This is a genomic window from Microbacterium oleivorans, assembly GCF_001691565.1.
Classification (GTDB): domain Bacteria; phylum Actinomycetota; class Actinomycetes; order Actinomycetales; family Microbacteriaceae; genus Microbacterium; species Microbacterium oleivorans_B.
The window spans coordinates 298,189-323,123 of the sequence record NZ_MAYO01000002.1; the positions used below are offsets into that span (position 1 = coordinate 298,189).

25 protein-coding genes are annotated in these 24,935 nt (G+C 69.2%); 22 read left to right on the forward strand and 3 right to left on the reverse strand.

What is annotated here, in order from left to right:
* Positions 1 to 22 precede the first annotated feature (22 nt).
* The 8 genes from BBA86_RS01705 to prfA all read left to right on the forward strand — a co-directional run bounded on the left by BBA86_RS01705 (position 23) and on the right by prfA (position 10,582).
* Positions 23 to 1,690: an arginine--tRNA ligase gene (locus BBA86_RS01705; protein WP_065569966.1), complete on the forward strand. Its 1,668-nt coding sequence runs from the start codon at positions 23 to 25 to the stop codon at positions 1,688 to 1,690.
* A 1-nt stretch (position 1,691) separates the two neighbouring features.
* Positions 1,692 to 2,468 carry an LmeA family phospholipid-binding protein gene (locus BBA86_RS01710; RefSeq protein WP_065569967.1) on the forward strand — a complete coding sequence of 259 codons (777 nt, stop codon included), beginning with the start codon at positions 1,692 to 1,694 and terminating at the stop codon, positions 2,466 to 2,468.
* Between the two features lie 107 nt (positions 2,469 to 2,575).
* Positions 2,576 to 4,000 (forward strand): diaminopimelate decarboxylase, encoded by a 1,425-nt coding sequence (gene lysA / locus BBA86_RS01715; RefSeq protein WP_065569968.1) that lies wholly within the window; start codon positions 2,576 to 2,578, stop codon positions 3,998 to 4,000.
* Entirely contained in the window at positions 3,997 to 5,334 is a 1,338-nt protein-coding gene (locus tag BBA86_RS01720; RefSeq protein ID WP_065569969.1) for a homoserine dehydrogenase, read from the forward strand. Before lysA ends, BBA86_RS01720 begins: the two co-directional genes overlap by 4 nt.
* A gap of 1 nt (position 5,335) precedes the next feature.
* Entirely contained in the window at positions 5,336 to 6,418 is a 1,083-nt protein-coding gene (gene thrC, locus BBA86_RS01725; RefSeq protein ID WP_065569970.1) for a threonine synthase, read from the forward strand.
* Entirely contained in the window at positions 6,415 to 7,347 is a 933-nt protein-coding gene (thrB, locus tag BBA86_RS01730) for a homoserine kinase (RefSeq protein ID WP_065569971.1), read from the forward strand. Before thrC ends, thrB begins: the two co-directional genes overlap by 4 nt.
* Positions 7,348 to 7,509: 162 nt before the next feature.
* The gene (gene rho, locus BBA86_RS01735; RefSeq protein ID WP_065569972.1) at positions 7,510 to 9,492 is read left to right on the forward strand and encodes a transcription termination factor Rho; all 1,983 of its coding nucleotides are present in this window, start codon (positions 7,510 to 7,512) and stop codon (positions 9,490 to 9,492) included.
* Between the two features lie 10 nt (positions 9,493 to 9,502).
* Positions 9,503 to 10,582 (forward strand): peptide chain release factor 1, encoded by a 1,080-nt coding sequence (prfA, locus tag BBA86_RS01740; protein WP_065569973.1) that lies wholly within the window; start codon positions 9,503 to 9,505, stop codon positions 10,580 to 10,582.
* A 6-nt stretch (positions 10,583 to 10,588) separates the two neighbouring features.
* Here prfA and epsC read toward each other — a convergent pair whose 3' ends face one another.
* Both epsC and cysK read right to left on the reverse strand, forming a co-directional pair.
* Positions 10,589 to 11,194: a serine O-acetyltransferase EpsC gene (gene epsC, locus BBA86_RS01745; protein WP_065569974.1), complete on the reverse strand. Its 606-nt coding sequence runs from the start codon at positions 11,192 to 11,194 to the stop codon at positions 10,589 to 10,591.
* 29 nt (positions 11,195 to 11,223) lie between these two features.
* Entirely contained in the window at positions 11,224 to 12,159 is a 936-nt protein-coding gene (cysK, locus tag BBA86_RS01750) for a cysteine synthase A (RefSeq protein WP_065569975.1), read from the reverse strand.
* A gap of 130 nt (positions 12,160 to 12,289) precedes the next feature.
* On the opposite strand from cysK, the gene prmC reads away from it, so the two are divergent.
* From prmC to BBA86_RS01820, 13 genes are all read left to right on the forward strand, one after another.
* Positions 12,290 to 13,180, forward strand: coding sequence for a peptide chain release factor N(5)-glutamine methyltransferase (gene prmC / locus BBA86_RS01755; RefSeq protein WP_065569976.1), 891 nt, complete (start codon positions 12,290 to 12,292; stop codon positions 13,178 to 13,180).
* 79 nt (positions 13,181 to 13,259) lie between these two features.
* Entirely contained in the window at positions 13,260 to 13,955 is a 696-nt protein-coding gene (locus BBA86_RS01760) for an L-threonylcarbamoyladenylate synthase (RefSeq protein ID WP_065569977.1), read from the forward strand.
* A complete protein-coding gene (locus BBA86_RS01765; RefSeq protein ID WP_065569978.1) occupies positions 13,952 to 15,112 on the forward strand; it encodes an MraY family glycosyltransferase in 1,161 nt (386 codons plus the stop codon). Before BBA86_RS01760 ends, BBA86_RS01765 begins: the two co-directional genes overlap by 4 nt.
* On the forward strand, positions 15,109 to 15,618 hold the full coding sequence (locus BBA86_RS01770) for a hypothetical protein (RefSeq protein ID WP_065569979.1): 510 nt from the start codon (positions 15,109 to 15,111) through the stop codon (positions 15,616 to 15,618). The genes BBA86_RS01765 and BBA86_RS01770 overlap by 4 nt, the downstream gene beginning before the upstream one ends.
* A 129-nt stretch (positions 15,619 to 15,747) precedes the next feature.
* A complete protein-coding gene (atpB, locus tag BBA86_RS01780) occupies positions 15,748 to 16,539 on the forward strand; it encodes a F0F1 ATP synthase subunit A (RefSeq protein ID WP_223247006.1) in 792 nt (263 codons plus the stop codon).
* A gap of 46 nt (positions 16,540 to 16,585) precedes the next feature.
* The gene (atpE, locus tag BBA86_RS01785; RefSeq protein WP_018188628.1) at positions 16,586 to 16,819 is read left to right on the forward strand and encodes an ATP synthase F0 subunit C; all 234 of its coding nucleotides are present in this window, start codon (positions 16,586 to 16,588) and stop codon (positions 16,817 to 16,819) included.
* Positions 16,820 to 16,848: 29 nt separating this feature from the next.
* The gene (locus BBA86_RS01790; protein WP_065569980.1) at positions 16,849 to 17,403 is read left to right on the forward strand and encodes a F0F1 ATP synthase subunit B; all 555 of its coding nucleotides are present in this window, start codon (positions 16,849 to 16,851) and stop codon (positions 17,401 to 17,403) included.
* Positions 17,403 to 18,191, forward strand: coding sequence for a F0F1 ATP synthase subunit delta (locus tag BBA86_RS01795; protein ID WP_065569981.1), 789 nt, complete (start codon positions 17,403 to 17,405; stop codon positions 18,189 to 18,191). Before BBA86_RS01790 ends, BBA86_RS01795 begins: the two co-directional genes overlap by 1 nt.
* Positions 18,192 to 18,265: 74 nt before the next feature.
* Complete coding sequence (gene atpA / locus BBA86_RS01800; protein ID WP_065569982.1) at positions 18,266 to 19,906, forward strand: F0F1 ATP synthase subunit alpha; 1,641 nt, start codon at positions 18,266 to 18,268, stop codon at positions 19,904 to 19,906.
* Positions 19,907 to 19,929: 23 nt separating this feature from the next.
* A complete protein-coding gene (locus BBA86_RS01805) occupies positions 19,930 to 20,826 on the forward strand; it encodes a F0F1 ATP synthase subunit gamma (protein ID WP_018188624.1) in 897 nt (298 codons plus the stop codon).
* Between the two features lie 22 nt (positions 20,827 to 20,848).
* A complete protein-coding gene (atpD, locus tag BBA86_RS01810) occupies positions 20,849 to 22,297 on the forward strand; it encodes a F0F1 ATP synthase subunit beta (RefSeq protein ID WP_065569983.1) in 1,449 nt (482 codons plus the stop codon).
* 1 nt (position 22,298) lies between these two features.
* Positions 22,299 to 22,559, forward strand: a complete 261-nt coding sequence (locus BBA86_RS01815; protein WP_018188622.1) for a F0F1 ATP synthase subunit epsilon — start codon at positions 22,299 to 22,301, stop codon at positions 22,557 to 22,559.
* Between the two features lie 63 nt (positions 22,560 to 22,622).
* A complete protein-coding gene (locus BBA86_RS01820) occupies positions 22,623 to 23,387 on the forward strand; it encodes a YaaA family protein (RefSeq protein ID WP_065569984.1) in 765 nt (254 codons plus the stop codon).
* On the opposite strand, the gene BBA86_RS01825 is transcribed toward BBA86_RS01820, so the two are convergent.
* Positions 23,377 to 23,922, reverse strand: coding sequence for a DUF4870 domain-containing protein (locus BBA86_RS01825; protein WP_065569985.1), 546 nt, complete (start codon positions 23,920 to 23,922; stop codon positions 23,377 to 23,379). The two genes, BBA86_RS01820 and BBA86_RS01825, sit on opposite strands and share 11 nt — an antisense overlap.
* 177 nt (positions 23,923 to 24,099) lie before the next feature.
* On the opposite strand from BBA86_RS01825, the gene BBA86_RS01830 reads away from it, so the two are divergent.
* Complete coding sequence (locus BBA86_RS01830; RefSeq protein WP_065569986.1) at positions 24,100 to 24,918, forward strand: PP2C family protein-serine/threonine phosphatase; 819 nt, start codon at positions 24,100 to 24,102, stop codon at positions 24,916 to 24,918.
* Positions 24,919 to 24,935: the final 17 nt, after the last annotated feature.

Below are 24,935 nucleotides of genomic sequence, written 5' to 3' on the forward strand. Positions count from 1 at the left end.
TGAAACGTAGACTTGACGGGCTATGACTCCCGAAGCCCTCTCCGCAGCCCTTCTCGCCGTCGTCTCCCCGCTCGTGGAGGCGCGACGACCCGGCTCCGGTGAGGCGCTCACACTCGCCGACTTCCCCGTGGAGCGGCCGAAGAACCGCGACCACGGCGACTGGGCGTCCAACGCCGCGCTGAAGCTGTCGAAGCAGGTCGGTGCGAACCCGCGCGAGTTCGCGGCCGAGGTCGCCGACGCGCTTTCCGCCGTCGACGGCATCGCCTCGGTCGAGGTCGCCGGCCCCGGGTTCATCAACATCCGACTGGATGCCGCGGCTGCTGGCGCGCTCGCGAAGACGATCGTCGAGGCGGGCACCGCTTTCGGTCGTGGCCGCAGCCAGGAGGGCAACACGATCAACCTCGAGTTCGTCAGCGCCAACCCGACCGGCCCCATGCACATCGGCCACACGCGGTGGGCGGCTCTCGGCGACGCGATCGCACGCCTGCTGCTGGCCAGCGGCGCGACGCTCGTCCGCGAGTTCTACATCAACGACGCGGGTGCGCAGATGGACCGGTTCGGCCGCTCCGTGCTGGCACGGATGCAGGGGGAGCCGGCACCCGAGGACGGCTACGCCGGTGCCTACATCGACGATCTCGCGAAGCGCGTGGCCGAGGCCGAGCCCGGCATCGGCGACCTGCCCGAGGACGAGCGCGTGGCCGCGGCCCGCGACAAGGCCTACGAGCTGCAGCTCGCGGAGCTCCAGGCATCCCTCGAGAAGTTCAACGTCCACTTCGACGTCTTCTTCAGCGAGCGGACGCTGCACGCGAAGACCGCCGACGGAGGCCCGAGCCTCGTGGACGAGGCCGTCGACCGCTTGCGCGCGCAGGGCCACGTCTTCGACGCCGACGGTGCCGTCTGGGTCCGCACGACCGACTTCGGCGACGACAAGGACCGCGTCATCCGTCGTTCGAACGGGGAGTACACGTACTTCGCCGCGGACGCCGCGTACTACCTGAACAAGGGCGACCGCGGCTTCGCGCACAAGATCTACCTCCTCGGCGCCGACCACCACGGGTACGTGCACCGCCTGAAGGCGCTCGCCGGCGCAGCGGGCGACGATCCCGAGAAGGACATCGAGGTGCTCATCGGGCAGCTCGTCTCCGTCAACGGAGCGCGGCTCTCCAAGCGCGCCGGAAACATCATCGAGCTCGACGACTTGCGCGACTGGCTCGGCACCGATGCGCTCCGCTACTCGCTCGCGCGGTACCCGGCCGACTCGCCGCTGACGCTCGACCCCGAGATCCTGCAGAAGCGCACGAACGACAACCCGGTCTTCTACGTGCAATACGCCCACGCGCGCACGCACAACGTCGCCCGCAACGCCGCAGATTCCGGCGTCGCGCGCGACGCGTTCGCCCCCGAGCTGCTCACGCACGAGACCGAGTCCGCGCTCCTGGGCGCGCTGCAGGAGTTCCCGCGCCTCGTCGCCTTCGCCGCGGAGCTGCGCGAGCCGCACCGCATCGCGCGCTACCTCGAAGAGCTCGCGAGCCTGTACCACCGCTGGTACGACTCGTGCCGCGTCACCCCGCTCGGCGACGAAGAGGTCACGGACGTGCACCGCACGCGTCTGTGGCTGAACGACGCCACGGGTCAGGTCCTCCGCAACGGCCTCGACCTGCTCGGCGTGAGCGCGCCCGAACGGATGTGACGTGACGAGCGTGACCGGGGCCCGTCGTCGGCCGCGCCGCTGGATCGCCGTCGTGGTGGTCCTCGCCGTCGTGGCGGTCCTGCTGGTCGCGGCAGAAATCGCCGCGCGTGCGATCGTGCCGCAGGTGGTCCGGTCTCAGCTCATCGCCAACCTCGGACTCGCCGAGGATCAGGAGATCGACGTCCGGATCCCGGGGCTCGTCCTGCCGCAGCTGATCGTCGGTTCGATCCCGCAGATGGACCTCACCGCCGACGACGTCGAGGTGCAGGGCGTCTCGGGTGACGTCCGCGTCGACATCCAGGACGCCCCGGTCTGGGGCGGCGGCGACTGGAGCAGTGCGAAGGCCGTCGTGGATCTCGATGAGAACCAGTTGCGTGCGATTCTCGGCCGTGTCGAGGGCTTCCCGGTCGACGCCGTGACGCTGCGTCCACCCGAGGTCGCCCTCGACACCGAGTTCTCGGTCTTCGGGGTGTCGGTGCCCCTGGGCGTCCAGCTCTCCGCCTCGGCCGAGGACGGCGATCTCGTCCTCTCCCCGACGAGGCTCCGCCTGGGCGGCGTCGACGTCTCCGCCGACGCGCTGCGCCAGCAGGTCGGCCCGCTCGCCGGGTCCTTCGCCGAGAATTGGCGGGTATGCCTCGCGCAGTACCTGCCGCGCGCCCTGACCCTGACGGGTGTGACGATCGAAGAGCGCCACGTCGCGGCATCCTTCGACATCGACAGCGCGATCCTCCGCGACGAGGCGGCGCAGGAACCCGGTTCCTGCGCCGCCGACCGCTAGCGTCACGGAGCCGGGCGGCTCCGCCCCGGTGCCCTAGACTGTGGGCACCGTCGGGGCGTGGCCACACCGCCCGACGTACCCGTTCCCACCCCGATTGGTGCCCCTGCGTGTCCACCACCTCCGACCGTCCCGCTGTGCCCGAGTGGCTGACTCAGCCGCACGATGCGAACGCGCTCGCCGAGGCCGTGTGGCCCGAGGGAGCCGCCCGTGACGACGCCGGCGCGATCGTGTTCGGAGGCGTGGCCGCGACGGAGCTCGCCGAGCGGTTCGGCACGCCGCTCTACGTGGTCGACGAGGACCTCGTCCGCGCCCGCGCCCGCGAGGTGCTGGCGGCGTTCCAGGATGCCGCGGCCCGCCACGGCGGCTCGGCCCGGGTCTACTACGCCGGCAAGGCGCTGCTCACGACCGACGTCGTGCGCTGGGTGACCGCGGAAGGCCTCGGAGTCGACGTCGCCAGCGGCGGCGAACTCGCCGTCGCCCTCGCCGCGGGCGCCGACCCGGCTCGCCTCGGCCTCCACGGCAACAACAAGCTCGTCCCCGAGATCGCCCGCGCCGTGCGCGTCGGGATCGGCTCGATCGTCGTCGACTCGCTCGTCGAGATCGAGCGGGTCGCCGCCCAAGCCGAGGCCCAGGGCGTCGTGCAGACCGTGCTCGTCCGCGTCAACAGCGGGGTCCACGCCGAGACGCACGACTTCCTCGCCACTGCCCACGAGGACCAGAAGTTCGGCTTCGCGCTGACGGATGCCGAGGCCGCTGTCGCCCGCATCCGAGAGCTGCCGTCGCTGCGTTTCGCGGGATTGCACTGCCACATCGGTTCGCAGATCTTCGGAACCTCCGGTTTCGCCGAGTCCGCGGCTCGGGTCGTGGAGCTGCACGCGCGGCTCCTCGCCGATGGCGAGGTCCCTCTCCTCAACCTCGGCGGCGGCTTCGGCATCGCCTACACGTCGAAGGACGATCCGACCCCGATCGCGGAGCTCGCCGACGGCATCGTCGCAGCGGTCGCCCGCGAGTGCGAGAGCCGCGGCATCCCGCTCCCCGAACTCGCCTTCGAACCGGGACGGACGATCGTCGGACGCGCGGGCGTGACGCTGTACTCCGTCGGCACCGTGAAGCCCGTGCGGGTCTCGGACGACCTCGAGCGGCTGTACGTGAGCGTCGACGGCGGCATGAGCGACAACGCCCGCCCCGCCCTGTACGGCGCGGACTACAGCGCGCGGATCGCGAGCCGCCGTACCGACTCCGCTCCCGCGCTCACCCGTGTCGTGGGGCGCCACTGCGAGGCGGGCGACATCGTGGTGTCGGACGAGTACCTGCCGGGCGACGTGGAGCCCGGAGACCTCCTGGCCGTCGCGGCGACCGGTGCCTACTGCTTCTCGCTCGCGAGCAACTACAACTACCTGACCCGACCTCCTGTCGTGGCCGTGAGCGCCGGCACTGCCCGGCTGATCGTCCGCGGCGAGGACGAGAACGACCTGCTGGCGCGCGACCTCGGCGTCGCACCGGCATCCCGCACCACCGAGGAGTCCGCATGATCGAACCCCGCCGCCTGCGCGTCGCGCTGCTGGGAGCCGGCGCCGTCGGATCCCAGGTCGCCCGCCTTCTGCTGACCCACGCCGACGAGCTCGCCGCCCGCGCCGGTGCACCGCTCGACCTCGTCGGGATCGCCGTCCGCGACGTCGACGCCCCGCGCGAAGCGGACCTGCCCCGCGATCTGTTCACGACCGACGCCGACACCCTCATCGCAGGCGCCGACATCGTGATCGAGGTCACCGGAGGTCTCGAGCCCGCCCGCACCCGCATCCTCCACGCCCTCTCGTCGGGCGCCGACGTCGTCACGGCGAACAAGGCGCTCCTCGCGACGCACGGCAGCGAGATCTTCGACGCCGCCGACCAGGTCGGCGCCACCGTCGCCTACGAGGCAGCCGTCGCCGGCGCGATCCCGATCATCCGACCCCTGCGCGACTCGCTCGCCGGCGACCGCGTCCGCCGCATCATGGGCATCGTCAACGGCACGACGAACTACATTCTCGACCGTATGGACCGTGAAGGTCTCGGCTTCGAAGAGGTGCTCGCCGAGGCGCAGCGGCTCGGGTACGCCGAGGCCGACCCGACGGCGGATGTCGAGGCGTACGACGCCGCGCAGAAGGCGGCGATCCTCGCGAGCCTCGCCTTCCACACGACGGTGCCGCTCGACGCCGTGCACCGCGAGGGCATCACATCGGTGGATGCCGGTGTCATCGAGGCCGCCCGCAAGGCCGGCTACGTCGTCAAGCTCCTCGCCGTGTGCGAACGGCTCGTCGACCAGCCCGACGCGGCACCGCACGGCGAGGCGATCTCGGTCCGCGTGTACCCCGCCCTTGTTCCCCGGGAGCATCCGCTCGCCTCGGTCCACGGCGCGAACAACGCCGTCTTCGTCGAAGCCGAAGCGGCCGGCGACCTCATGTTCTACGGCGCGGGTGCCGGGGGAGTGCAGACCGCGTCCGCCGTCCTCGGCGACGTCGTCTCGGCCGCCCGCCGCCACGTCGCGGGCGGACCCGGTGTCGGCGAGTCGACGCGCGGAGGCCTGCCGATCGTCCCGATCGGCCGCATCCGGACGAGCTGTCAGATCACGCTCGAAGTCGACGACCGACCCGGCGTCCTCGCCACCGTCGCGGGCATCCTCAGCGACGGGGACGTGTCGATCGCGACCGTCGAACAGACCACCTCGGGCGGCGCCGTCGCCCAGGAGAGCGAGGATGCCGTCGCGCACCTCGTCATCGGAACCCACACGGCCCGGGAGCAGGACCTGGCCGACACCGTCGAGCGCCTCGCTGCCACCAGCGCGGTGCGTCGGGTGGTCTCGGTCCTGCGGGTAGAAGGAGACTGACATGGCACACGTCTGGCGCGGAGTCCTCCGCGAGTACGCCGATCGGCTGGGCGTCACCGACGCTTCGACCGTCGTGACGCTCGGCGAGGGCGGCACCCCGCTCATCCCGGCGGCGTCGCTGTCGCGCATCACCGGTGCCGATGTGTACATCAAGTTCGAGGGCATGAACCCGACGGGCTCGTTCAAGGACCGCGGCATGACCGTCGCCCTGTCCCGTGCCGTCGAGCACGGGGCCGAGGCCGTCATCTGCGCCTCGACCGGCAACACCTCGGCATCCGCTGCCGCCTACGCTGCGCATGCCGGGATCACGGCCGCCGTCCTCGTCCCCGAGGGCAAGATCGCGATGGGCAAGCTCAGCCAGGCCGTCGCCCATGGCGGCAAACTCATCCAGATCCGCGGCAACTTCGACGACTGCCTCGAAATCGCGCGTGAGCTCGCCGGCGGGTACAAGGTGCACCTCGTCAACTCGGTCAACCCCGACCGTATCGAGGGCCAGAAGACGGCGGCGTACGAGGTCGTCAGCCAGCTCGGCGACGCCCCCGACTTCCACTTCATCCCCGTCGGCAACGCCGGAAACTACACCGCGTACTCGCGCGGCTACCGCGAAGAGGCCGAGCGCGGCGTCGCGACGCGCGTACCCCGCATGTTCGGCTTCCAGGCCGAGGGGTCCGCGCCGCTCGTACGCGGCGAGGTCGTCAAGAACCCCGAGACGATCGCCTCCGCCATCCGCATCGGCAACCCCGCCTCGTGGGACCTCGCCCTCGAGGCCCGCGCGGCCACCGACGGCTGGTTCGGCGCGATCGACGACGAGCGCATCCTCGCTGCGCAGAAGCTCCTCGCCGGGACCGTCGGCGTCTTCGTCGAGCCGGCATCGGCGATCAGCGTCGCCGGCCTGCTCGATCGTGCCGAGGCGGGCGTCATCCCGAACGGCGCCAAGGTCGTCCTGACCGTCACGGGTCACGGTCTGAAGGACCCGCAGTGGGCGCTCCGCAACCCCGACGGCTCGCAGGTCGAGCCCCTCGTCGTGGATGCGGCGACCAGCGAGGTGGCCTCCGCGCTCGACCTCACCCGCGTGGCGGGATGACGCTCGCGGGGCGCTCCGTCGCCGTTCGCGTCCCTGCGACGAGTGCCAATCTCGGTCCCGGTTTCGACACGCTGGGTCTCGCCCTGAGCGTTCACGACGAACTCGTCGTGACCGCGCTCGACGGCCCGGGCCTGGAGATCGAGGTCTCGGGGGAGGGGGCCGCCGACGTACCCACCGATGCCTCGCATCTCGTGGTCCGCTCGATGGCGTACGCGTTCGAGGCGGTCGGCCGGCCGATGCCCGGCATCCGACTGCGGGCGCACAACGTCATCCCGCATGGTCGGGGGATGGGCTCATCCGGCGCCGCGGTCGTCGCGGGCCTCCTCGCCGCCCAAGGACTGCTCGAGGGGGACATCACCCTCGGTCCGGAGACCCTGCTGCGTCTGGCGACCGAGCTCGAGGGGCATCCTGACAACGTGGCACCCGCGCTGTTCGGCGGCCTCACCATCGCGTGGATGGACTCCACCGGCCCCCAGCACAAGAAGCTGGCCGTCCACCGTGGCGTCTCACCGCTCGTCTTCGTTCCCGAGTTCACGATGTCGACCTCGGTCGCCCGCGGTCTTGCGCCGCTCCACGTCACGCGCGAGGACGCCGTTTTCAACGTCTCGCGGTCGGCCCTCCTCATCGCCGCGCTGACGCAGAGCCCCGAGCTGCTGATGGCGGCAACCGAGGACAAACTGCATCAGTCGTACCGGGCGCAGGCGATGCCCGCGACGGATGCGCTCGTGCAGGGCCTGCGTGCCGCAGGGTTCGCCGCGGTCGTCTCGGGCGCCGGCCCCAGCGTCCTCGTGCTCGCCGACGGGCCGGGGCGCCGGCTCGAAGCGGTCGATCATGCGGCCGCCACCACGGACACGCCATGGAAACCTCTGCTGCTGGCCGTCGATGTACGGGGTGGTACAGTGAGGGACCATACGGAGGATGCCACGTGATCACGTGAATCTGCCCTCCATCGCAATCTGCGAACCACCGCACACCCCTCCTGACGGGCCTGCGCAACTCTGTGCCTGCGCGAACACCCCGCCGAGGAATCGGATCCGTCGTGGACGGAACCACCTGCGGTTATGACTTTCCACATCTGAAAGGGAGAACTCGTGGAGTCCATCTCCGAGATCCAGACCGGCGACGACGTCGCCACCGGTGGCGCCGCTGCCGACGAGACCACCACTGCGGCTCCGGCCACCGAGCCCGCGACGACGGATGCCGCTGACACGGCCGCCGTCGACGCGCCCGCCGCTGACGAGGCAGCGGCGCCGGCCCGAGCCAAGCGTCCTGCTGCCAAGCGGACGTCCGCCAAGAAGGCCGCTGCCGAGGCGACCGCCGCCGAGGCGACCGCGGCCGAGGCGACCGCGGAACCGGCCGCCGACGAATCGCCGGCCGCCGGTGCGTCCGTCGATGAGAAGCCCGCCGACGAGAAGCCGGCGAAGGCGCCGCGCAAGCGCGCGCCGCGTCGGGCCAAGAGCGGCGACGTCCCCGCTGAGGCTGCGCCGGCGTCCGAGGCCGCCGCGGCGACCGAGGCGCCCACGGCCGGATCCGCGCCGTCAGATGCTCCGACCGGCGGAGCCGCCGACGCGGAGACCCCGACCGAGGCGCCCGCCGAGCAGGCTCCGGCCGACGCGAGCGCGCCCGCCTCGGGCGACGCGAACGCCGCGGCATCCGGTGACGACTCCGAGGGCAGCGGCCGTAGCCGTTCGCGCAGCCGCAACCGCAGCCGCAACCGCAACAAGGGCGAGACCAGCCAGAACGGCGGCGCCCAGGGCGGGAACGGACAGGGCGCGCAGAACGCGCCCGCAGACAAGCCGGCCATGGAGTCGTCGTCCGACGACGAGCAGGGCCAGGGCCGCGGTCGTCAGCGCAACAAGCGTCGTGGCCAGGCCGCGAACGACGAGTTCGACACCGAGATCGGCGAGGACGACGTCCTCATCCCGATCGCCGGCATCCTCGACGTCCTCGACAACTACGCGTTCGTCCGCACCACCGGCTACCTCCCCGGCCAGAGCGACGTCTACGTGTCGCTCGGCCAGGTCAAGAAGTACAACCTGCGCAAGGGCGACGCGGTCGTGGGCGCGATCAAGCAGCCCCGCGAGGGCGAGCAGTCGAGCCGTCAGAAGTACAACGCGCTCGTCAAGGTCGACGCCGTCAACGGCCTGTCGGTCGACGACGCGGCGACGCGTGTCGAGTTCGGCAAGCTGACGCCGCTCTACCCGCAGGAGCGCCTGCGCCTCGAGACCGCGCCCGAGAAGCTCACGCAGCGGATCATCGACCTCGTCGCCCCCATCGGCAAGGGCCAGCGCGGCCTCATCGTCGCACCCCCCAAGGCGGGCAAGACGATCGTCCTGCAGCAGATCGCGAACGCGATCGCGACGAACAACCCCGAGGCCCACCTCATGGTCGTCCTCGTCGACGAGCGTCCCGAAGAGGTCACCGACATGCAGCGGACGGTCAAGGGCGAGGTCATCGCCTCGACCTTCGACCGCCCCGCCGAGGACCACACGACGGTCGCCGAGCTCGCCATCGAACGCGCCAAGCGTCTCGTCGAGCTCGGTCGCGACGTCGTCGTCCTCCTCGACTCGATCACCCGCCTCGGTCGCGCGTACAACATCTCGGCGCCGACCTCGGGCCGCGTGCTCACCGGCGGTGTCGACGCTTCGGCGCTCTACCCGCCCAAGCGCTTCTTCGGCGCTGCGCGCAACATCGAGAACGGCGGCTCGCTCACGATCCTCGCCACCGCTCTCGTCGAGACCGGCTCCAAGATGGACGACGTCATCTTCGAGGAGTTCAAGGGCACCGGTAACAGCGAACTGCGCCTGTCGCGTCAGCTCGCCGACAAGCGGATCTTCCCCGCGGTCGACGTCAACGCGTCGAGCACCCGTCGCGAGGAGATGCTCCTCTCCGCCGACGAGGTCAAGATCACGTGGAAGCTGCGTCGCGCTCTTGCGGGTCTCGATCAGCAGCAGGCCCTCGAGGTCGTCCTCGGCAAGCTGAAGGAGACGACGTCGAACGTCGAGTTCCTGGTGCAGATGCAGAAGTCGATGCCGGCCCCCGCTGCCGGCGGGCACGAGAACAGCATCCGCTGAGCCTCGAGCCGTGTTCGAATCCGTCCAGACGCTGATCGACGAGCACCGCGCGGTCCAGGAGGAACTCTCCGACCCCGCGGTGCACGCCGACGCGTCGCGCGCCAAGCGCGTCAACCGGCGGTACGCGGAGCTCTCCCGCATCGTCGCCGCGTATGACGCGTGGCACGGTGCGGAGGAGGACCTCGCCGCGGCGCGAGAGCTCGCCAAGGAGGACGACGCCTTCGCCGAGGAGGTTCCGGCGCTCGAGCAGCGTCTGGCCGACACGCAGGAGAAGCTCCGGCGTCTGCTGATCCCGCGCGACCCCGACGACGCCCGCGACGTGATCCTCGAGATCAAGGCGGGGGAGGGCGGTGCCGAATCTGCGCTGTTCGCCGCCGACCTGCTCCGCATGTACCTGCAGTACGCGGCATCCCGTGGCTGGAAGACCGAGCTCCTCGAGCGGAACGAATCGGATCTCGGCGGCTACAAGGACGTTCAGATCGCGATCAAGGGTTCCTCGAGCGACCCCGCGCAGGGCGTCTGGGCGCACCTGAAGTACGAGGGCGGAGTTCATCGCGTGCAGCGTGTCCCCGCCACCGAGTCGCAGGGGCGCATCCACACGTCGACCACCGGTGTCCTCGTCTTCCCCGAGGTCGACGAGCCCGAAGAGGTGCAGATCGACCCGAACGACCTCAAGATCGACGTCTTCCGCTCGTCCGGCCCGGGCGGGCAGTCGGTCAACACGACGGACTCCGCCGTCCGCATCACGCACGTGCCCACCGGCATCGTCGTCTCGATGCAGAACGAGAAGAGCCAGTTGCAGAACCGCGAAGCCGGGATGCGCGTCCTTCGCGCGCGCCTGCTCGCCAAGCAGCAGGAGGAGCGGGATGCCGCGGCATCCGACGCCCGCAAGTCGCAGATCCGCGGGATGGACCGATCCGAGCGGATCCGGACCTACAACTTCCCCGAGAACCGCATCGCAGACCACCGCACGGGATACAAGGCCTACAACCTCGACCAGGTGATGGACGGGGCTCTCGGCCCTCTCATCGATTCTGCGATCGCCGCCGACGAAGAGGCGCAGTTGGCCGCGGTCGGCTCGGAGTCCTGAGCCGGGTCAGATGTGATATTCGGGCGCCATGAGGATCGCCCGGGTGTCGTCGCTCGCCGTGCGTCGACGCGCTCGCGCGGGCACGCCGACGAGGACCGAGTCCGCGGGTGCATCCTTCGTCACGACGGCGTTCGCGCCGATCACCGAGTGCGCACCGATGACGACGGGGCCGAGGATCTTCGCGCCGGCGCCGACGGCGACTCCGTCCTCCAGGGTGGGATGCCGCTTGCCGCCGTCCCGGGTCCGACCGCCCAACGTGACGCCGTGGTACAGCATGACGTCATCGCCCACTTCGGCGGTCTCGCCGATGACGACGCCCATACCGTGATCGATGAAGAACCGACGGCCGATGCGCGCCCCCGGATGGATCTCGACCCCGGTCAGCCAGCGGGTCACCTGTGAGATCGCCCGCGCAGGGAACCGGCGGCCGCGCCGCCACAGCGCGTGAGCCACCCGGTGGCTCCACACGGCGTGGAGCCCCGGGTACAGCAGCGCGATCTCGGCGCCCCCCCGAGCCGCGGGGTCGCGCAGCTTCGCGGAGGCGACGTCCTCACGGACGGACCGCGCCGCGGCGGCGATGCCGCGGGCGAACCAGGGGGCGGTGCGGGGCACGGCTGACCTTCCGGGTCTCGGCGTGCGGATCAGTCGCGGAACTCCTCGAAGAGCGCCGTGGACAGGTACCGCTCGCCGAACGAGGGGATGATGACGACGATGTTCTTGCCCTCGGCCTCGGGGCGCGCCGCGACCTGGAGCGCGGCCCAGATGGCGGCGCCCGACGAGATGCCGACGAGGATGCCTTCGGTCGTCGCGACCTTCTTCGCGGTCTCGATCGCGTCGTCGAAGGTCACGTCCTGGACCTCGTCGATGACGCCCTGGTCGAGGATCGGGGGGATGAAGTTCGGGCCGATGCCCTGGATCTTGTGCGGACCGGGCTTGCCCTCGGTCAGCAGCGGCGAATCCTTGGGCTCGACGGCGACGACCTTCGCGGAGGGCACCCGCTCCTTGAGGACCTGGCCGACACCCGTGATGGTGCCGCCCGTGCCGATGCCGGCGACGAAGTAGTCGACGGCGCCGTCGGTGTCGCGGAGGATCTCCTCGGCGGTGGTCTTGCGGTGGATCTCGACGTTGGCCTGGTTGGCGAACTGCTTCGCGAGGACGGCGCCGGGGGTCTCCTCGGCGATGCGCTCGGCCTCGCCGACGGCGCCCTTCATGCCGAGCGACGGGTCGGTCAGCACGAGCTCGGCGCCGTACGCGCGCAGCAGCATCCGACGCTCGGTCGACATCGAGGACGGCATCGTCAGGATGACCTTGTACCCGCGCGCGGCCCCGACCATCGCGAGGGCGATGCCGGTGTTGCCGCTCGTGCCCTCGACGATCGTGCCGCCGGGCTTCAGCTCGCCCGAGGCCTCGGCGGCGTCGACGATGGCGATGCCGAGGCGGTCCTTGACCGAGGATGCCGGGTTGTAGAACTCGAGCTTGGCCAGGATCGTCCCGGGGAGGCCCTCCGATATGCGATTCAGTCGGACAAGGGGAGTGTTGCCGAATGCGCTGGTGATGTCGGAGTGGATGCCGGTCATGGGATGCCTTCCGTGCGGATGGAGAACGTAGGTCGCGGTTCAGGTACCCGCGATGCGCCTTCAGCCTACGGTCCTCTCACCGGCCGCGGCCCTGTGTGACGATGCCGCTCGCGGTATCCTGGTCTTTCCCATGTCGATCTCACGGACTCCCGCCGCGCCCGCGGGCAGCGACCTCGCGCCCCTCGTCCGCGCAGCTGCTCAGCGTCTCGGCGATGCCGGCGTCCCCTCCGCCGATGTCGACGCCGAGCTCCTCGCCGCCCACGTCCTGGGACTCGGGCGCGGTGAGCTCGCCGCGGCGATGCTGCGGGGGGATCGGATGCCGGAGCTCGAGGCCACGCGGTTCGCCGAGTTCATCGAGCGGCGTGCGGCCCGCGAGCCCCTCCAGCACCTGACCGGACGAGCTCCGTTCCGGCACCTCGAACTCCGCGTGGGTCCTGGGGTGTTCGTCCCGCGCCCCGAGACCGAGATGGTCGCGCAGCTCGCGATCGACGCGCTTCGCGAGGCGCCGGGTCCCGAGCCCGTCGCGGTCGACCTCGGGACGGGGAGCGGTGCCCTCGCCTTGGCCTTGGCCACCGAGGTGGCGCATGCGCGCGTGCACGCCGCCGAGAACTCGGTCGACGCGTTCGTCTGGGCCAAGGAGAACTTCGCCGAGCACGCGCCGCACGCCCGGCTCGCGTTCATCGACCTCGCAGATGCCTTCCCGGAACTCGACGGCACGGTCTCGGTCGTCGTCTCGAACCCACCGTACGTTCCCGATGACGCCATTCCGCGAGACCCCGAGGTGCGTTACTGGGATCCGCCCGCCGCGCTGTACGGCGGACCCGACGGCCTCGACGTCGTCCGTGTCCTCTCCGGCGTCGCCCTCCGCCTGCTCCACCCGGGAGGGACGCTCGTCATCGAACACGGCGAGTGGCAGGGCGCCGGCATCCGTCAGCTCCTCACCGAGGACGGCTGGCGCGGCGTCGCCACCCATCCCGACCTCACCCGTCGCGATCGCGCGACGACCGCCCTCCGCCCCTGAATCGACCCTGACCCGCCCGACGGTCCGTCCCGCCCTTTCGCAGGCGCGGCGAGGCCCTTCCTCGTAGAATGCTGCGGATATGTCTCCTGTCCTCGACTGTCGTGACGCCGACCAGTTGCTGCCTGCACTCCGTCAGGCGCGCCAGGCCATCGGCCGCGGCGAACTCATCGTGATGCCGACCGACACCGTGTACGGGGTGGCCGCCGACGCGTTCAACGCGTCCGCCGTCGCTCGTCTGCTGGCTGCGAAGGGACGCGGACGGCAGTCGCCGCCCCCCGTCCTCGTCTCGGGACCCGACACGATGCGCGCCCTCGTGGCCGAGGTCCCCGAACCCGTCGAGCGCCTCGTCGAGCGTTTCTGGCCGGGCGGGCTCACGATCGTGCTTCCGGCTCAGCCGTCGCTGCGGTGGGACCTGGGCGAGACCCGCGGCACCGTCGCGGTGCGCATGCCGAATGACCGTTTCGCCCTCGAGCTCCTCGAGGAGACCGGCCCGCTCGCGGTGTCCAGTGCGAACCTGACGGGCAGGCCGGCCGCGCTCGAGATCGACGCGGCCGTGCAGATGCTCCGCGACAGCGTGTCCGTGTACCTCGACGGCGGCATCGTCGAGACCGGCGTCGCCTCGACGATCATCGATGCGACCGGCCTCGTCGGTCGCGATCAGCGGCACGTCGCCGTCCTGCGCGACGGTGCGGTCTCGCGGGCCGATCTGCGCGACGTGCTCGGAGACCTGCTCGAACCCGATCCGGTCGACCCCGACGAATCCGACGCCGCGTGAGGGATTACCTGTTCGCGTTCGTCCTCACCGGCGTCCTCACCTTCGTCTTCTCGTGGGTCGTCTGGCGCGTGGCGATGAAGTTCGGGCTCCACCCGGCGATCCGCGAACGGGATGTCCACAAGAATCCCACTCCGCGCTTGGGCGGGGTGGCGATGTTCATCGGCATGCTCGGGTTCTTCGTCCTCTCCTCCCAGCTTCCGGCGTTCGCCATCGTCTGGCAGGAACCGTCGATGGTGTGGTCCCTCCTCGGCGCCGCCGCGCTCATGGTGGTGGTCGGCGTCGCCGACGACCTCTGGGACCTCGACTGGATGATCAAGCTCGGCGCGCAGTTCGTCGCCGCCTGGGTGGTCGTCTTCCTCGGCGGCATCCAGATCTTCTACCTCCCTTTCGGGCAGCAGGTCGTCGTCTCGAGCTGGGTGAGCATCGGCTTGTCGATCCTCCTGATCGTGATCGTCATGAACGCCGTCAACTTCATCGACGGTCTGGACGGTCTCGTCGCGGGTGTGTGCCTCATCGCGAACGCGGTGTTCTTCGCGTACTCGGCGATGCTCGTGCGCGACTTCGACAACAGCGAGCAGAGCAACACCGGGGTCTTCATCGCGATCGTGCTCCTCGGCATGTGCGCGGGCTTCCTTCCCTTCAACTGGAATCCCGCCCGCATGTTCATGGGGGATGCCGGTGCCCTCCTGCTCGGACTGATGATGGCGTCCTCCGCGATCGTCGTCACGGGCAACCTCCCGCCGAACCTTCTGAGCGACAACGACCTGTTCGGCAGATCGCAGCTGCTCGGTGCCTTCATCCCCGTCATCCTCCCCGTGGTCATCGTGCTGCTCCCGCTCGTCGACTTCGGGCTCGCCGTCGTCCGCCGGATGGCCAAGGGCAAATCGCCCTTCTCGCCGGACCGCAAGCACCTCCACCACCGCATGCTCGACATGGGGCACACCGACCGGAACGCCGTCTTCGTGTTCTACGCCTGGACGGCCGTCGTCTCTCTGTCGGTGCTCCTCATGTACATCGGCACGACGAAAGGATGGCCCGGTCGGTACTGGCCGGGAGTCGCCTTCCTCGTCATCGGGTGCATCGCCTGTGTCATCGTCACCCTGCCCCCCGCGCGTCGCACCCGCACCGCCGCGCCCGAACGAAAGGCCCTCATATGAGCGCCCTGTCTTCCAACCGGATGCTGCGCACCGCCCTGGCATGGTCGGCTATCGTGACCGCCGTGCTCGCCGTCGTCGGCGGAATCGTCGGTTTCCTCGTCTCAGGGGCGTCGGGGCTCTGGAGCGCGCTCGTCGCGGTGCTCATGGCGGCCATCTTCCTCTCGGTCACGATCATCTCGATCCTCATCGCCAATCGCTTCTACGGCGATCCGCTCTTCGTCCCCATCTTCTTCGGCTCGGTCATGGGCGGCTGGATTCTGAAGTTCGTGGTCTTCCTCATCGTCCTGTTCGTGCTGCGCGACCAGCCGTGGCTCACTCCGATGGTCTTCCTCGTGGCGCTCGTCGTGAGCATCGTGGCTTCCCTGGTCGTCGACGTCGTCGTCATGATGCGCATGCGGATGCCGGCAGTCAGTGACACGACGCTGCCCACCGCCGCAGAGGTCGAGGCCGCAGAGGTGGAGGCGGGGGAGCGTCGGCACGGGGACACCAGCACCCCAGAGGCCTGATAGGCTGTTTCCGAGCCCGCCTGAACCCCGACGGGAACGCCTGCGGAGTCAGCTCACCGACCATCGTCGCCCGATCGATAGATCGACGCCCCGAAGCTGGAGCCAGCGCTGTTTACTCAAGCTGCGACCCTGATCGCTACTGCCGCCGAAGACGCCCCTGACGAGTTCCATGGACCGTCGATCTCGGAGTTCTTCCCCGATGCGGTCTTCTCGATCGGCCCCCTCGTCGTCAACCGGATCCACCTCATCCAGATCCTCGCGACGATCGCCATCGTCCTGATCTTCTGGCTCGGCACCCGCCGCATGACGGTCGTCCCCGGCCGCTTCCAGAGCGTCGTCGAGATGGGCCTGGACTTCGTCCGGGTCAACATCGCCGAAGACCTGCTCGGCAAGAAGGACGGCCGCCGGTTCCTGCCGATCCTCACCACGATCTTCTTCATGGTGCTGTTCATGAACATCACGGGTGTCATCCCGTTCCTGAACATCGCAGGCTCGTCGATCGTCGCGGTGCCCCTCCTCCTCGCGCTCGTCGCGTACGTGACCTTCATCTACGCCGGTATCAAGGCGAGCCCCGGGAACTTCTTCCGCAACTCGCTGATGCCTCCCGGGCTGCCCTGGTTCCTCTACATCCTGATCATCCCGCTCGAGTTCCTCTCGACGTTCATCATCCGGCCCGTGACGCTGACGCTCCGACTGCTGATGAACATGATCGTCGGGCACCTCATGCTCGTCCTGTTCTTCGCAGCGACGCAGTTCTTCCTCATCACCCTGGGCGGCTGGTTCTCGGCGCTCGCGGCCGGAACGCTCGCGTTCGGGTTCGCCTTCACGATCTTCGAGATCTTCGTCGCCTTCCTCCAGGCATACGTCTTCGCCATCCTCACCGCGGTCTACATCCAGCTCGCGGTGGCAGAAGAGCACTAAGCGGTCCGGCGCACGCCGAGCCATCCAACCGAAAGGAAACACCTCCGTGGACGCAACTACGGTTCTCGCCGCCCTCGAGGGCAACGTCGCGACGATGGGTTACGGCCTCGCCGCCATCGGCCCCGCCATCGGTGTGGGCATCGTCGTCGGCAAGACGATCGAGGGCGTGGCCCGTCAGCCCGAGCTGGCCGGTCGCCTGCAGGTCCTGATGTTCATCGGTATCGCCTTCACCGAGGCGCTCGCCTTCATCGGCATCGCGACCTACTTCATCTTCCAGTAAACCGCGACTCAGATCACTAAGGAGACAGGATGCTGAACGCTCTTGTCGCGTACGCAGCCGAAGAGGGCGGGTCTCACAATCCGCTGTTCCCGGCTTGGTACGACATCATCTGGTCCGGGGTCTGCTTCGTCGTGATCCTGTTCGTCTTCTGGCGGGTCGCCCTCCCGAAGATGCAGGTCCTGCTCGACCAGCGCGCCGCTGCCATCGAGGGCAACATCGCGAAGGCCGACGAGGCTCAGCGCAAGGCGGAAGCCGCCCTCGAGGAGTACACGGCCCAGCTGGCCGAGGCTCGCAAGGAGGCCGGCGAGATCCGCGAGACCGCCCGTGAGGACGGTAAGAAGATCGTCGCCGAGGCCAAGGACAACGCGTCGGCCGAGGCCGCACGCCTGACCTCCGCCGCGCACCACCAGATCGAGGCCGAGCGCCAGACCGCGCTCGTCTCGCTGCGGAGCGAAGTGGGCACCCTCGCCCTCGACCTCGCCGGTGGTGTCATCGGCGAGACGCTGTCCGACGACGCCAAGGCCAAGGCCGTGGTCGACCGCTTCCTGGCCGACCTCGAATCCTCCGAGAAGGCAGCGAAGTAATGGGCAGCGCGACCACTCAAGCCCTCGCGGCGACGACGTCGGCCCTCACGGCCGCGCCGGGCGTCGACCTCGGTGTCGCCCGCGAGCTCTTCGCCGCGGTGCGCACCCTGGCCGGCTCGTCGCAGCTGAGCGGCGCGCTCTCCGATGCATCGGTGCCCGCCGAAGCTCGACGTGCGCTCGTCTCGCGCGTCTTCGGCGGGTACTCGGCTGCGACCGTGTCGGTCCTCGACGCGGCCGTCGCCGAGCGCTGGTCGTCGTCGGCGGACCTGATCTCGGGGATCGAGGAGGCCGGCGTCCGCGCCGCCGCCATGGCCGAGCCGCAGGTCGACGTCGAGGCCGAGCTCTTCTCCGTGGCGCGCACGATCGCTGCCAATCCCGAGCTCGAGCTCGCGCTGGGCAGCCGGCTCGGTGACGCATCCGCCAAGGGCGCGCTCATCGAGAGCCTGCTGAACGGCCGCGCCGCCGCATCGACGGTTGCGATCGTGTCGTCTCTCGTCCAGGTACCGCGGGAACGACGCGTCCGCTCGATGCTCAGCCGTGCGCTGCGTGTCGTCGCGGACCAGCGCGGTCGCGCCGTGGCCACCGTCTTCGCGGCCGCGGAGCTCACCGACGAGCAGACGTCCCGCCTCCAGCGCACCCTCGCGGCGCGCTACGGCACCGAGGTCTCGCTGAACGTCGTCCTCGACCGCACGGTCGTCGGCGGTGTCCGCATCGAGATCGGCGACGACGTGATCGACGCCACCGTCTCGTCCCGACTGGGCGACCTCCGCCAGCGTCTGGCGGGCTGACTCTTCCCGCTCCACCGAGGAGCGGACCCGGCAGGCCAGGTGCCCGCCACAAGACCTCACTAAGAAGGAAGACCATGGCAGAACTGTCCATCAGCCCCGACGTCATCCGTGACGCGCTGAAAGACTTCGTCGCCGCCTACGAGCCCACCGGGGCAGCGGCGACCGAGGTCGGCACCGTCGTCGACGCCGCGGACGGCATCGCCCACGTCGAGGGCCTGCCCGGCGTGATGGCGAACGAGCTCGTGCGCTTCGAGAACGGCGTCGAAGGCCTCGCGCAGAACCTCGACGAGCACGAGATCGGTGTCGTCGTCCTCGGTGACTTCTCCGGCATCGAAGCCGGCCAGAAGGTCACCCGCACGGGCGAGGTCCTCTCGGTCGGTGTCGGCGAGGGCTACCTCGGCCGTGTCGTCGACCCGCTCGGCAACCCGATCGACGGTCTCGGCGAGATCGCCACGACGGGTCGTCGCGCCCTCGAGCTGCAGGCGCCCGGCGTCATGCAGCGCAAGTCGGTCCACGAGCCGATGCAGACCGGCATCAAGGCGATCGACGCGATGATCCCCGTCGGTCGCGGCCAGCGCCAGCTCATCATCGGCGACCGCCAGACCGGCAAGACGGCCATCGCGATCGACACGATCATCAACCAGAAGGCCAACTGGGAGTCGGGCGACGTCACGAAGCAGGTCCGCTGCATCTACGTCGCGATCGGCCAGAAGGGCTCGACCATCGCTTCGGTGAAGGGCGCCCTCGAGGACGCCGGTGCCATGGAGTACACGACGATCGTCGCGGCCCCGGCATCCGACCCCGCCGGCTTCAAGTACCTCGCTCCCTACACCGGCTCGGCCATCGGTCAGCACTGGATGTACGAGGGCAAGCACGTCCTGATCATCTTCGACGACCTGTCCAAGCAGGCCGAGGCCTATCGCGCGGTGTCGCTGCTCCTGCGTCGTCCGCCGGGCCGTGAGGCGTACCCCGGTGACGTCTTCTACCTGCACTCGCGTCTGCTCGAGCGTTGCGCGAAGCTGTCCGACGAGCTCGGTGCCGGTTCGATGACGGGTCTGCCCATCATCGAGACCAAGGCCAACGACGTCTCGGCGTACATCCCGACCAACGTGATCTCGATCACCGACGGCCAGATCTTCCTGCAGTCCGACCTCTTCAATGCCAACCAGCGTCCCGCGGTCGACGTGGGTATCTCTGTCTCGCGTGTCGGTGGCGACGCCCAGGTGAAGTCGATCAAGAAGGTCTCGGGAACGCTCAAGCTCGAGCTCGCCCAGTACCGCTCGCTCGAGGCCTTCGCGATGTTCGCATCCGACCTCGACGCCGCGTCGCGTCGACAGCTGGCCCGTGGTGCACGTCTGACGGAGCTCCTGAAGCAGCCGCAGTACTCGCCGTACCCCGTCGAGGAGCAGGTCGTCTCGATCTGGGCCGGAACGAACGGCAAGCTCGACACGATCGAGGTGGAGGACGTCCTCCGTTTCGAGCGCGAACTGCTCGACCACCTGAAGCGGAACACGTCGATCCTCGACACCCTGCGCGACTCCAACGTGCTCGACGACAACACCGCCGGCGAACTCGAGAAGGCCGTCGACGCCTTCGTCCTCGAGTTCCAGGGCGGCAAGGGTCAGGCACTCGGCACGCCGGGTCACGAAGAGGTCGCTGCTGCGGACGTCGATGACGTGAACCAGGAGAAGATCGTCAAGGGCCGCCGCGGCTGACGCCGACGGGAGACTCATAACCTATGGGCGCACAACTCAGGGTCTACAAGCAGAAGATCTCTTCTGCTCAGACGACCAAGAAGATCACGAAGGCGATGGAACTCATCGCGGCTTCGCGCATCCAGAAGGCGATGGCTCGCGTCCGCGCGTCCAACCCCTTCGCGCGGGCCGTCACGCGTGCCGTCTCCGCCGTGTCGACGCACTCCAACGTGCAGCACCCGCTGACCACGGAGCGGGAGCAGATCCGTCGTTCCGCCGTCGTCGTCTTCGGTTCCGACCGCGGCCTCGCCGGCGCGTTCAACTCGCAGGTCATCCGCGAGGCTCTGCAGCTCGGCGAGCTGCTGCGCAGCCAGAGTGTCGAGCCGGTCTACTTCCTGGTGGGCCGCAAGCCGGTCGGATTCTTCCAGTTCCGTCGCATCGCGACGGCGGGGGAGTGGATCGGTGACACCGACACCCCGGCGTTCTCGACGGCCGAGGAGATCGCGGCGGCACTGATCGCCGCGTACGAGCTCGGCGGCGGCGAGGGCGGCGTGGATGAGATCAACCTCGTCTACAACCGCTTCGTCAGCATGATGACGCAGACGCCGGAGACGGTCCGTCTGCTGCCTCTCGAGGTCGTCGAGGCGGAGGACACGGCATCGAGCCAGGTCTACCCGCTGTACGAGTTCGAACCGGATGCCGAGACGGTGCTCGACGCGCTGCTGCCCGTGTACGTGCAGAGCCGCGTGTTCAACGCGCTCCTGCAGTCGTCCGCCGCGAAGCAGGCCGCCACGCAGAAGGCGATGAAGTCCGCCAGCGACAACGCCGACAAGCTCATCACCGACTACACCCGCCTGCGCAACAACGCGCGTCAGGCGGAGATCACGCAGCAGATCGCCGAGATCGTCGGCGGCGCCGACGCGCTGGCGTCGGGCAAATAGACCACACGAAAGAAGAGAAGCCATGAGCCTCACCGCTGAGAAGACGGAGACCCCCGTCGTCGGCCGCGTCGCGCGCGTCACCGGCCCGGTCGTCGACATCGAGTTCCCGCACGACTCGATCCCCGAGATCTACAACGCTCTGAAGACCACGATCGTGATCGGCGACCAGTCGACCGAGATCACCCTCGAGGTCGCCCAGCACCTGGGCGACGACCTCGTCCGCGCCATCTCGCTGAAGCCGACCGACGGCATGGTCCGCGGCCAGGAGGTGCGCAACACCGGCGGTCCCATCACGGTCCCCGTCGGCGACGTCACCAAGGGCAAGGTCTTCAACGTCACGGGCGACGTCCTGAACGCCGCACCGGGCGAGACCATCGAGGTCACCGAGCGCTGGGGCATCCACCGCCAGGCGCCGAACTTCGACCAGCTCGAGTCGAAGACCGAGATGTTCGAGACCGGCATCAAGAGCATCGACCTCCTCACCCCGTACGTGCAGGGTGGAAAGATCGGTCTGTTCGGTGGCGCCGGTGTCGGCAAGACCGTCCTCATCCAGGAGATGATCCAGCGCGTCGCGCAGGACCACGGTGGTGTGTCGGTGTTCGCCGGTGTCGGTGAGCGCACCCGTGAGGGCAACGACCTCATCGCCGAGATGGAAGAGGCGGGTGTCTTCGACAAGACCGCCCTCGTCTTCGGCCAGATGGACGAGCCGCCGGGGACGCGCCTCCGTGTCGCCCTGTCGGCGCTGACGATGGCGGAGTACTTCCGCGATGTCCAGAAGCAGGACGTGCTCCTCTTCATCGACAACATCTTCCGCTTCACGCAGGCCGGTTCCGAGGTCTCCACGCTGCTGGGCCGCATGCCCTCCGCCGTGGGTTACCAGCCGAACCTCGCCGACGAGATGGGCGTGCTCCAGGAGCGCATCACCTCGACGCGTGGTCACTCGATCACCTCGCTGCAGGCGATCTACGTCCCCGCCGACGACTACACCGACCCGGCTCCGGCGACCACGTTCGCGCACCTCGACGCGACCACCGAGCTCTCGCGTGAGATCGCATCGAAGGGTCTGTACCCCGCGATCGACCCGCTGACCTCGACGAGCCGCATCCTCGACCCGCGCTACATCGGTGAGGACCACTACCGTGTGGCCACGTCGGTGAAGCAGATCCTGCAGAAGAACAAGGAACTGCAGGAGATCATCGCGATCCTCGGTGTCGACGAGCTCTCCGAAGAGGACAAGATCGTCGTGTCGCGTGCACGTCGCATCCAGCAGTTCCTCTCGCAGAACACCTACATGGCCAAGAAGTTCACCGGTGTCGAGGGCTCCACGGTCCCGATCAAGGAGACGATCGAGTCGTTCGACGCGATCGTCAAGGGTGACTTCGACCACGTCGCCGAGCAGGCCTTCTTCAACGTCGGTGGCATCTCCGACGTCGAAGAGAAGTGGGCTCAGATCCAGAAGGAGAACGGCTGACATGGCGCTGACCGTCACCCTCGTCTCCGCTGAGGCGGAGGTCTGGCACGGCGAGGCGAGCCTCGTCGTCGCCAAGACGGTCGAGGGCGAGATCGGCTTCATGGCCGGTCACGAGCCCGTGCTCGCCATCCTCGCCGAGGGACAGGTCCGCATCACGCAGTCGAACGGCGAGAAGATCGTCGCGACGGCGGAGGACGGCTTCCTCTCGATGGAGAACGACGAGCTCACCATCGTCGCCGGGAACGCAGCTCTGCAGTCCTGACACCCTTTCACGCAGCGCCGCCCGGTTCGCCGGGCGGCGCTGCGCTTTTTCCGGAGGTATCCCGTGCTGATCCTGCTTCCGCCGTCCGAGACGAAGCGCCCCGGCGGCGCCGGGCCGTCCTGGCATGCGGACTTCCTGCACTTCCGCGGGCTCAGCGAGCAGCGCGACCGAGTGGTCGACGCGCTGATCGCGCTGAGCGCTGACGAGGACTCTGCGGCGCGCGTGCTGAAGCTCTCCGAGCGGCAGCGCCCCGAGGTCGCCGTCAACGCCGCGCTTCGGACGTCGCCGACCCTTCCGGCCGTTGATCGCTACACCGGGGTGCTGTTCGACGCCCTCGATGCACGGTCGTTGGACGCGTCCGCGCGGGAATGGCTGGAAACCCACGTCGTGATCCATTCGGCGCCGTTCGGGGTGGTCGGGGCGCTCGACCCGCTGCCCGCCTACCGGCTGGGCGCCGGCATCCGCGTTCCCGGCCTGCCCTCGATGCGAGCGTTGTGGGCGGATGCCGTGGGTGCGGCCATTGCGGCGGCGTCGCCCTCGTTCGTGCTCGACCTGCGCTCCGAGGCGTATGTGGCCATGGGGCCGGTGCCGCCCGGCATCCCTCAGGCATACGTCCGCGTGGTCTCGGAGGGGTCCGACGGCGCAGTCCGTGCGCTCAATCACTTCAACAAGCACGCGAAGGGGGAGCTTGTGCGTCGCCTGGCTCTGACCCGGCCGCAGGCGACGGATGCCCCTGCGCTCATGGAATGGGCGCAGGACGAAGGGATCGTCCTGCGCCCATCGGCGGTCGGCGAGATGGAGCTCGTCGTCGCCTCGGCTACGAGATGAGCCGGAGCGTCACCGGGTAGCGATAGCTTCCGCCGGCGTTCACCCGCACGCCGCCCAGGATCGAGAACACGATGTTGACGACCCAGATGGCGACGGGCAGGAGTCCGATGATCCAACCGATGACGGGGATCCAGCCCAGCACCAGGGCTGCGATGTTCGCCACGATGATCGCGATCGTGAACGTGATCTGCCAATTGAGGGCTTCCTTCCCCTCGGTGTTGGTGCGCGGGCCCCGGTCCTTGAAGACCAACCAGATGATCAGCGCCGGCAGGAACCCGATGATGCCGCCGAAGTGGGCGAAGGACGCCCACTGCTTGTCCTGATCGGGGGGCAGGGGCGCGCCGGCAGGTGCCTGCGCATACGGCTGCTGCGGCGGCTGCTGACCGTACGGTTGCTGTGGCTGCTGACCGTACGGTTGCTGCGGCGGCGGTGCGGCCGAGTACCCGCCGGGATTCTGGCCCGCCGGGGGTGTCGGCCGGCCTGCCGGAGGCGGAGACGCAGGGCCGTCGTACGGCGGCGTGTTCGGGTCTGACATCGATGTGCCCTTCTGTCGGCGACGCCGCAGAGGCGGCGTTCAGCGCGTGCGCGCTGGCTCAGCGAAACCGTACTGGGCGCGCGGAGTCGAAGGCAACGGGTTGTGCCGCGTGATGACGGGGGCGCCGTCGACTAGAGTGTGAGGACGCTGCGCCGATCGAGAAAGAAGGGTGGGAGCGTGCCCGAAGCCGTCACCTCATCCCGCGTCGTCCGTACGGGCGCGGGTCCCATCGAGGTGCGCTGGGCGGAGGTCACCCACCAGGGGCGTCGCCGCGAGAACAATCAGGATGCCGTGCTGTCGGCGTTCCCGTTGTTCGTCGTCGCCGACGGCATGGGCGGCCACATCGGCGGCGAGATCGCGAGCTCCAGGACGGTCGAGCGCCTGTCCGCCGCGGTCGAGCGGGGCGCCGTGTCGCCTGACCTGATCGAAGACGCCCTCGAGCGCGCGGTCGATGACATCGCGTCGCACGCCGAGACGACCGACGACGGCACCGGGACGACGGTCACCGGCGTCTACCTCGACCTCACCGGCGACGAGCCGACGTGGGTCACCCTCAACATCGGCGATTCGAGGGTGTATCTGCTCCGTGACGGCGCACTCGCGCAGGTCACGACCGATCACTCGGTGGTCCAGGAGCTCATCGCCGCTGGGCGTCTCAGCCCGGAAGAGGCCGAGAACCACCCGTACGGAAACGTCATCACCCGCGCGGTGGGTCCGAGTGACGGTGTCGTCCCCGACTACGTGCGGCTCGAAGTCGTCGACGGCGATCGCTTCGTCGTCTGCAGCGACGGGCTCACGAAGGAGCTGACGGACTACGGCATCCTCCACTTCCTGTTGCAGAACGACGACCCCGCCGCTGCGGTCGACGCCATGCTCGAAGCGGCGCTGGAGAACGGCGGCCGCGACAACGTCACGATCATCGTCGTGAGCGCCCGCGTCGTCTCGCCGGACGACGACACCGCCACCGTCGAGATCTCCTCCCCGGCCGGGACCTGAGCGGATCCCTCCACACA

Bases quoted from the DNA above. Each gene is read 5' to 3' on its own strand.
- atpA (WP_065569982.1), top strand. From the start codon at position 18,266: ATGGCAGAACTGTCCATCAGCCCCGACGTCATCCGTGACGCGCTGAAA.
- thrB (WP_065569971.1), top strand. From the start codon at position 6,415: ATGACGCTCGCGGGGCGCTCCGTCGCCGTTCGCGTCCCTGCGACGAGT.
- cysK (WP_065569975.1), bottom strand. From the start codon at position 12,159: ATGACCGGCATCCACTCCGACATCACCAGCGCATTCGGCAACACTCCC.
- BBA86_RS01790 (WP_065569980.1), top strand. From the start codon at position 16,849: ATGCTGAACGCTCTTGTCGCGTACGCAGCCGAAGAGGGCGGGTCTCAC.
- atpD (WP_065569983.1), top strand. From the start codon at position 20,849: ATGAGCCTCACCGCTGAGAAGACGGAGACCCCCGTCGTCGGCCGCGTC.
- BBA86_RS01815 (WP_018188622.1), top strand. From the start codon at position 22,299: ATGGCGCTGACCGTCACCCTCGTCTCCGCTGAGGCGGAGGTCTGGCAC.
- BBA86_RS01825 (WP_065569985.1), bottom strand. From the start codon at position 23,922: ATGTCAGACCCGAACACGCCGCCGTACGACGGCCCTGCGTCTCCGCCT.
- thrC (WP_065569970.1), top strand. From the start codon at position 5,336: ATGGCACACGTCTGGCGCGGAGTCCTCCGCGAGTACGCCGATCGGCTG.
- BBA86_RS01760 (WP_065569977.1), top strand. From the start codon at position 13,260: ATGTCTCCTGTCCTCGACTGTCGTGACGCCGACCAGTTGCTGCCTGCA.
- BBA86_RS01770 (WP_065569979.1), top strand. From the start codon at position 15,109: ATGAGCGCCCTGTCTTCCAACCGGATGCTGCGCACCGCCCTGGCATGG.
- BBA86_RS01705 (WP_065569966.1), top strand. From the start codon at position 23: ATGACTCCCGAAGCCCTCTCCGCAGCCCTTCTCGCCGTCGTCTCCCCG.
- prmC (WP_065569976.1), top strand. From the start codon at position 12,290: ATGTCGATCTCACGGACTCCCGCCGCGCCCGCGGGCAGCGACCTCGCG.
- BBA86_RS01805 (WP_018188624.1), top strand. From the start codon at position 19,930: ATGGGCGCACAACTCAGGGTCTACAAGCAGAAGATCTCTTCTGCTCAG.
- BBA86_RS01795 (WP_065569981.1), top strand. From the start codon at position 17,403: ATGGGCAGCGCGACCACTCAAGCCCTCGCGGCGACGACGTCGGCCCTC.
- BBA86_RS01720 (WP_065569969.1), top strand. From the start codon at position 3,997: ATGATCGAACCCCGCCGCCTGCGCGTCGCGCTGCTGGGAGCCGGCGCC.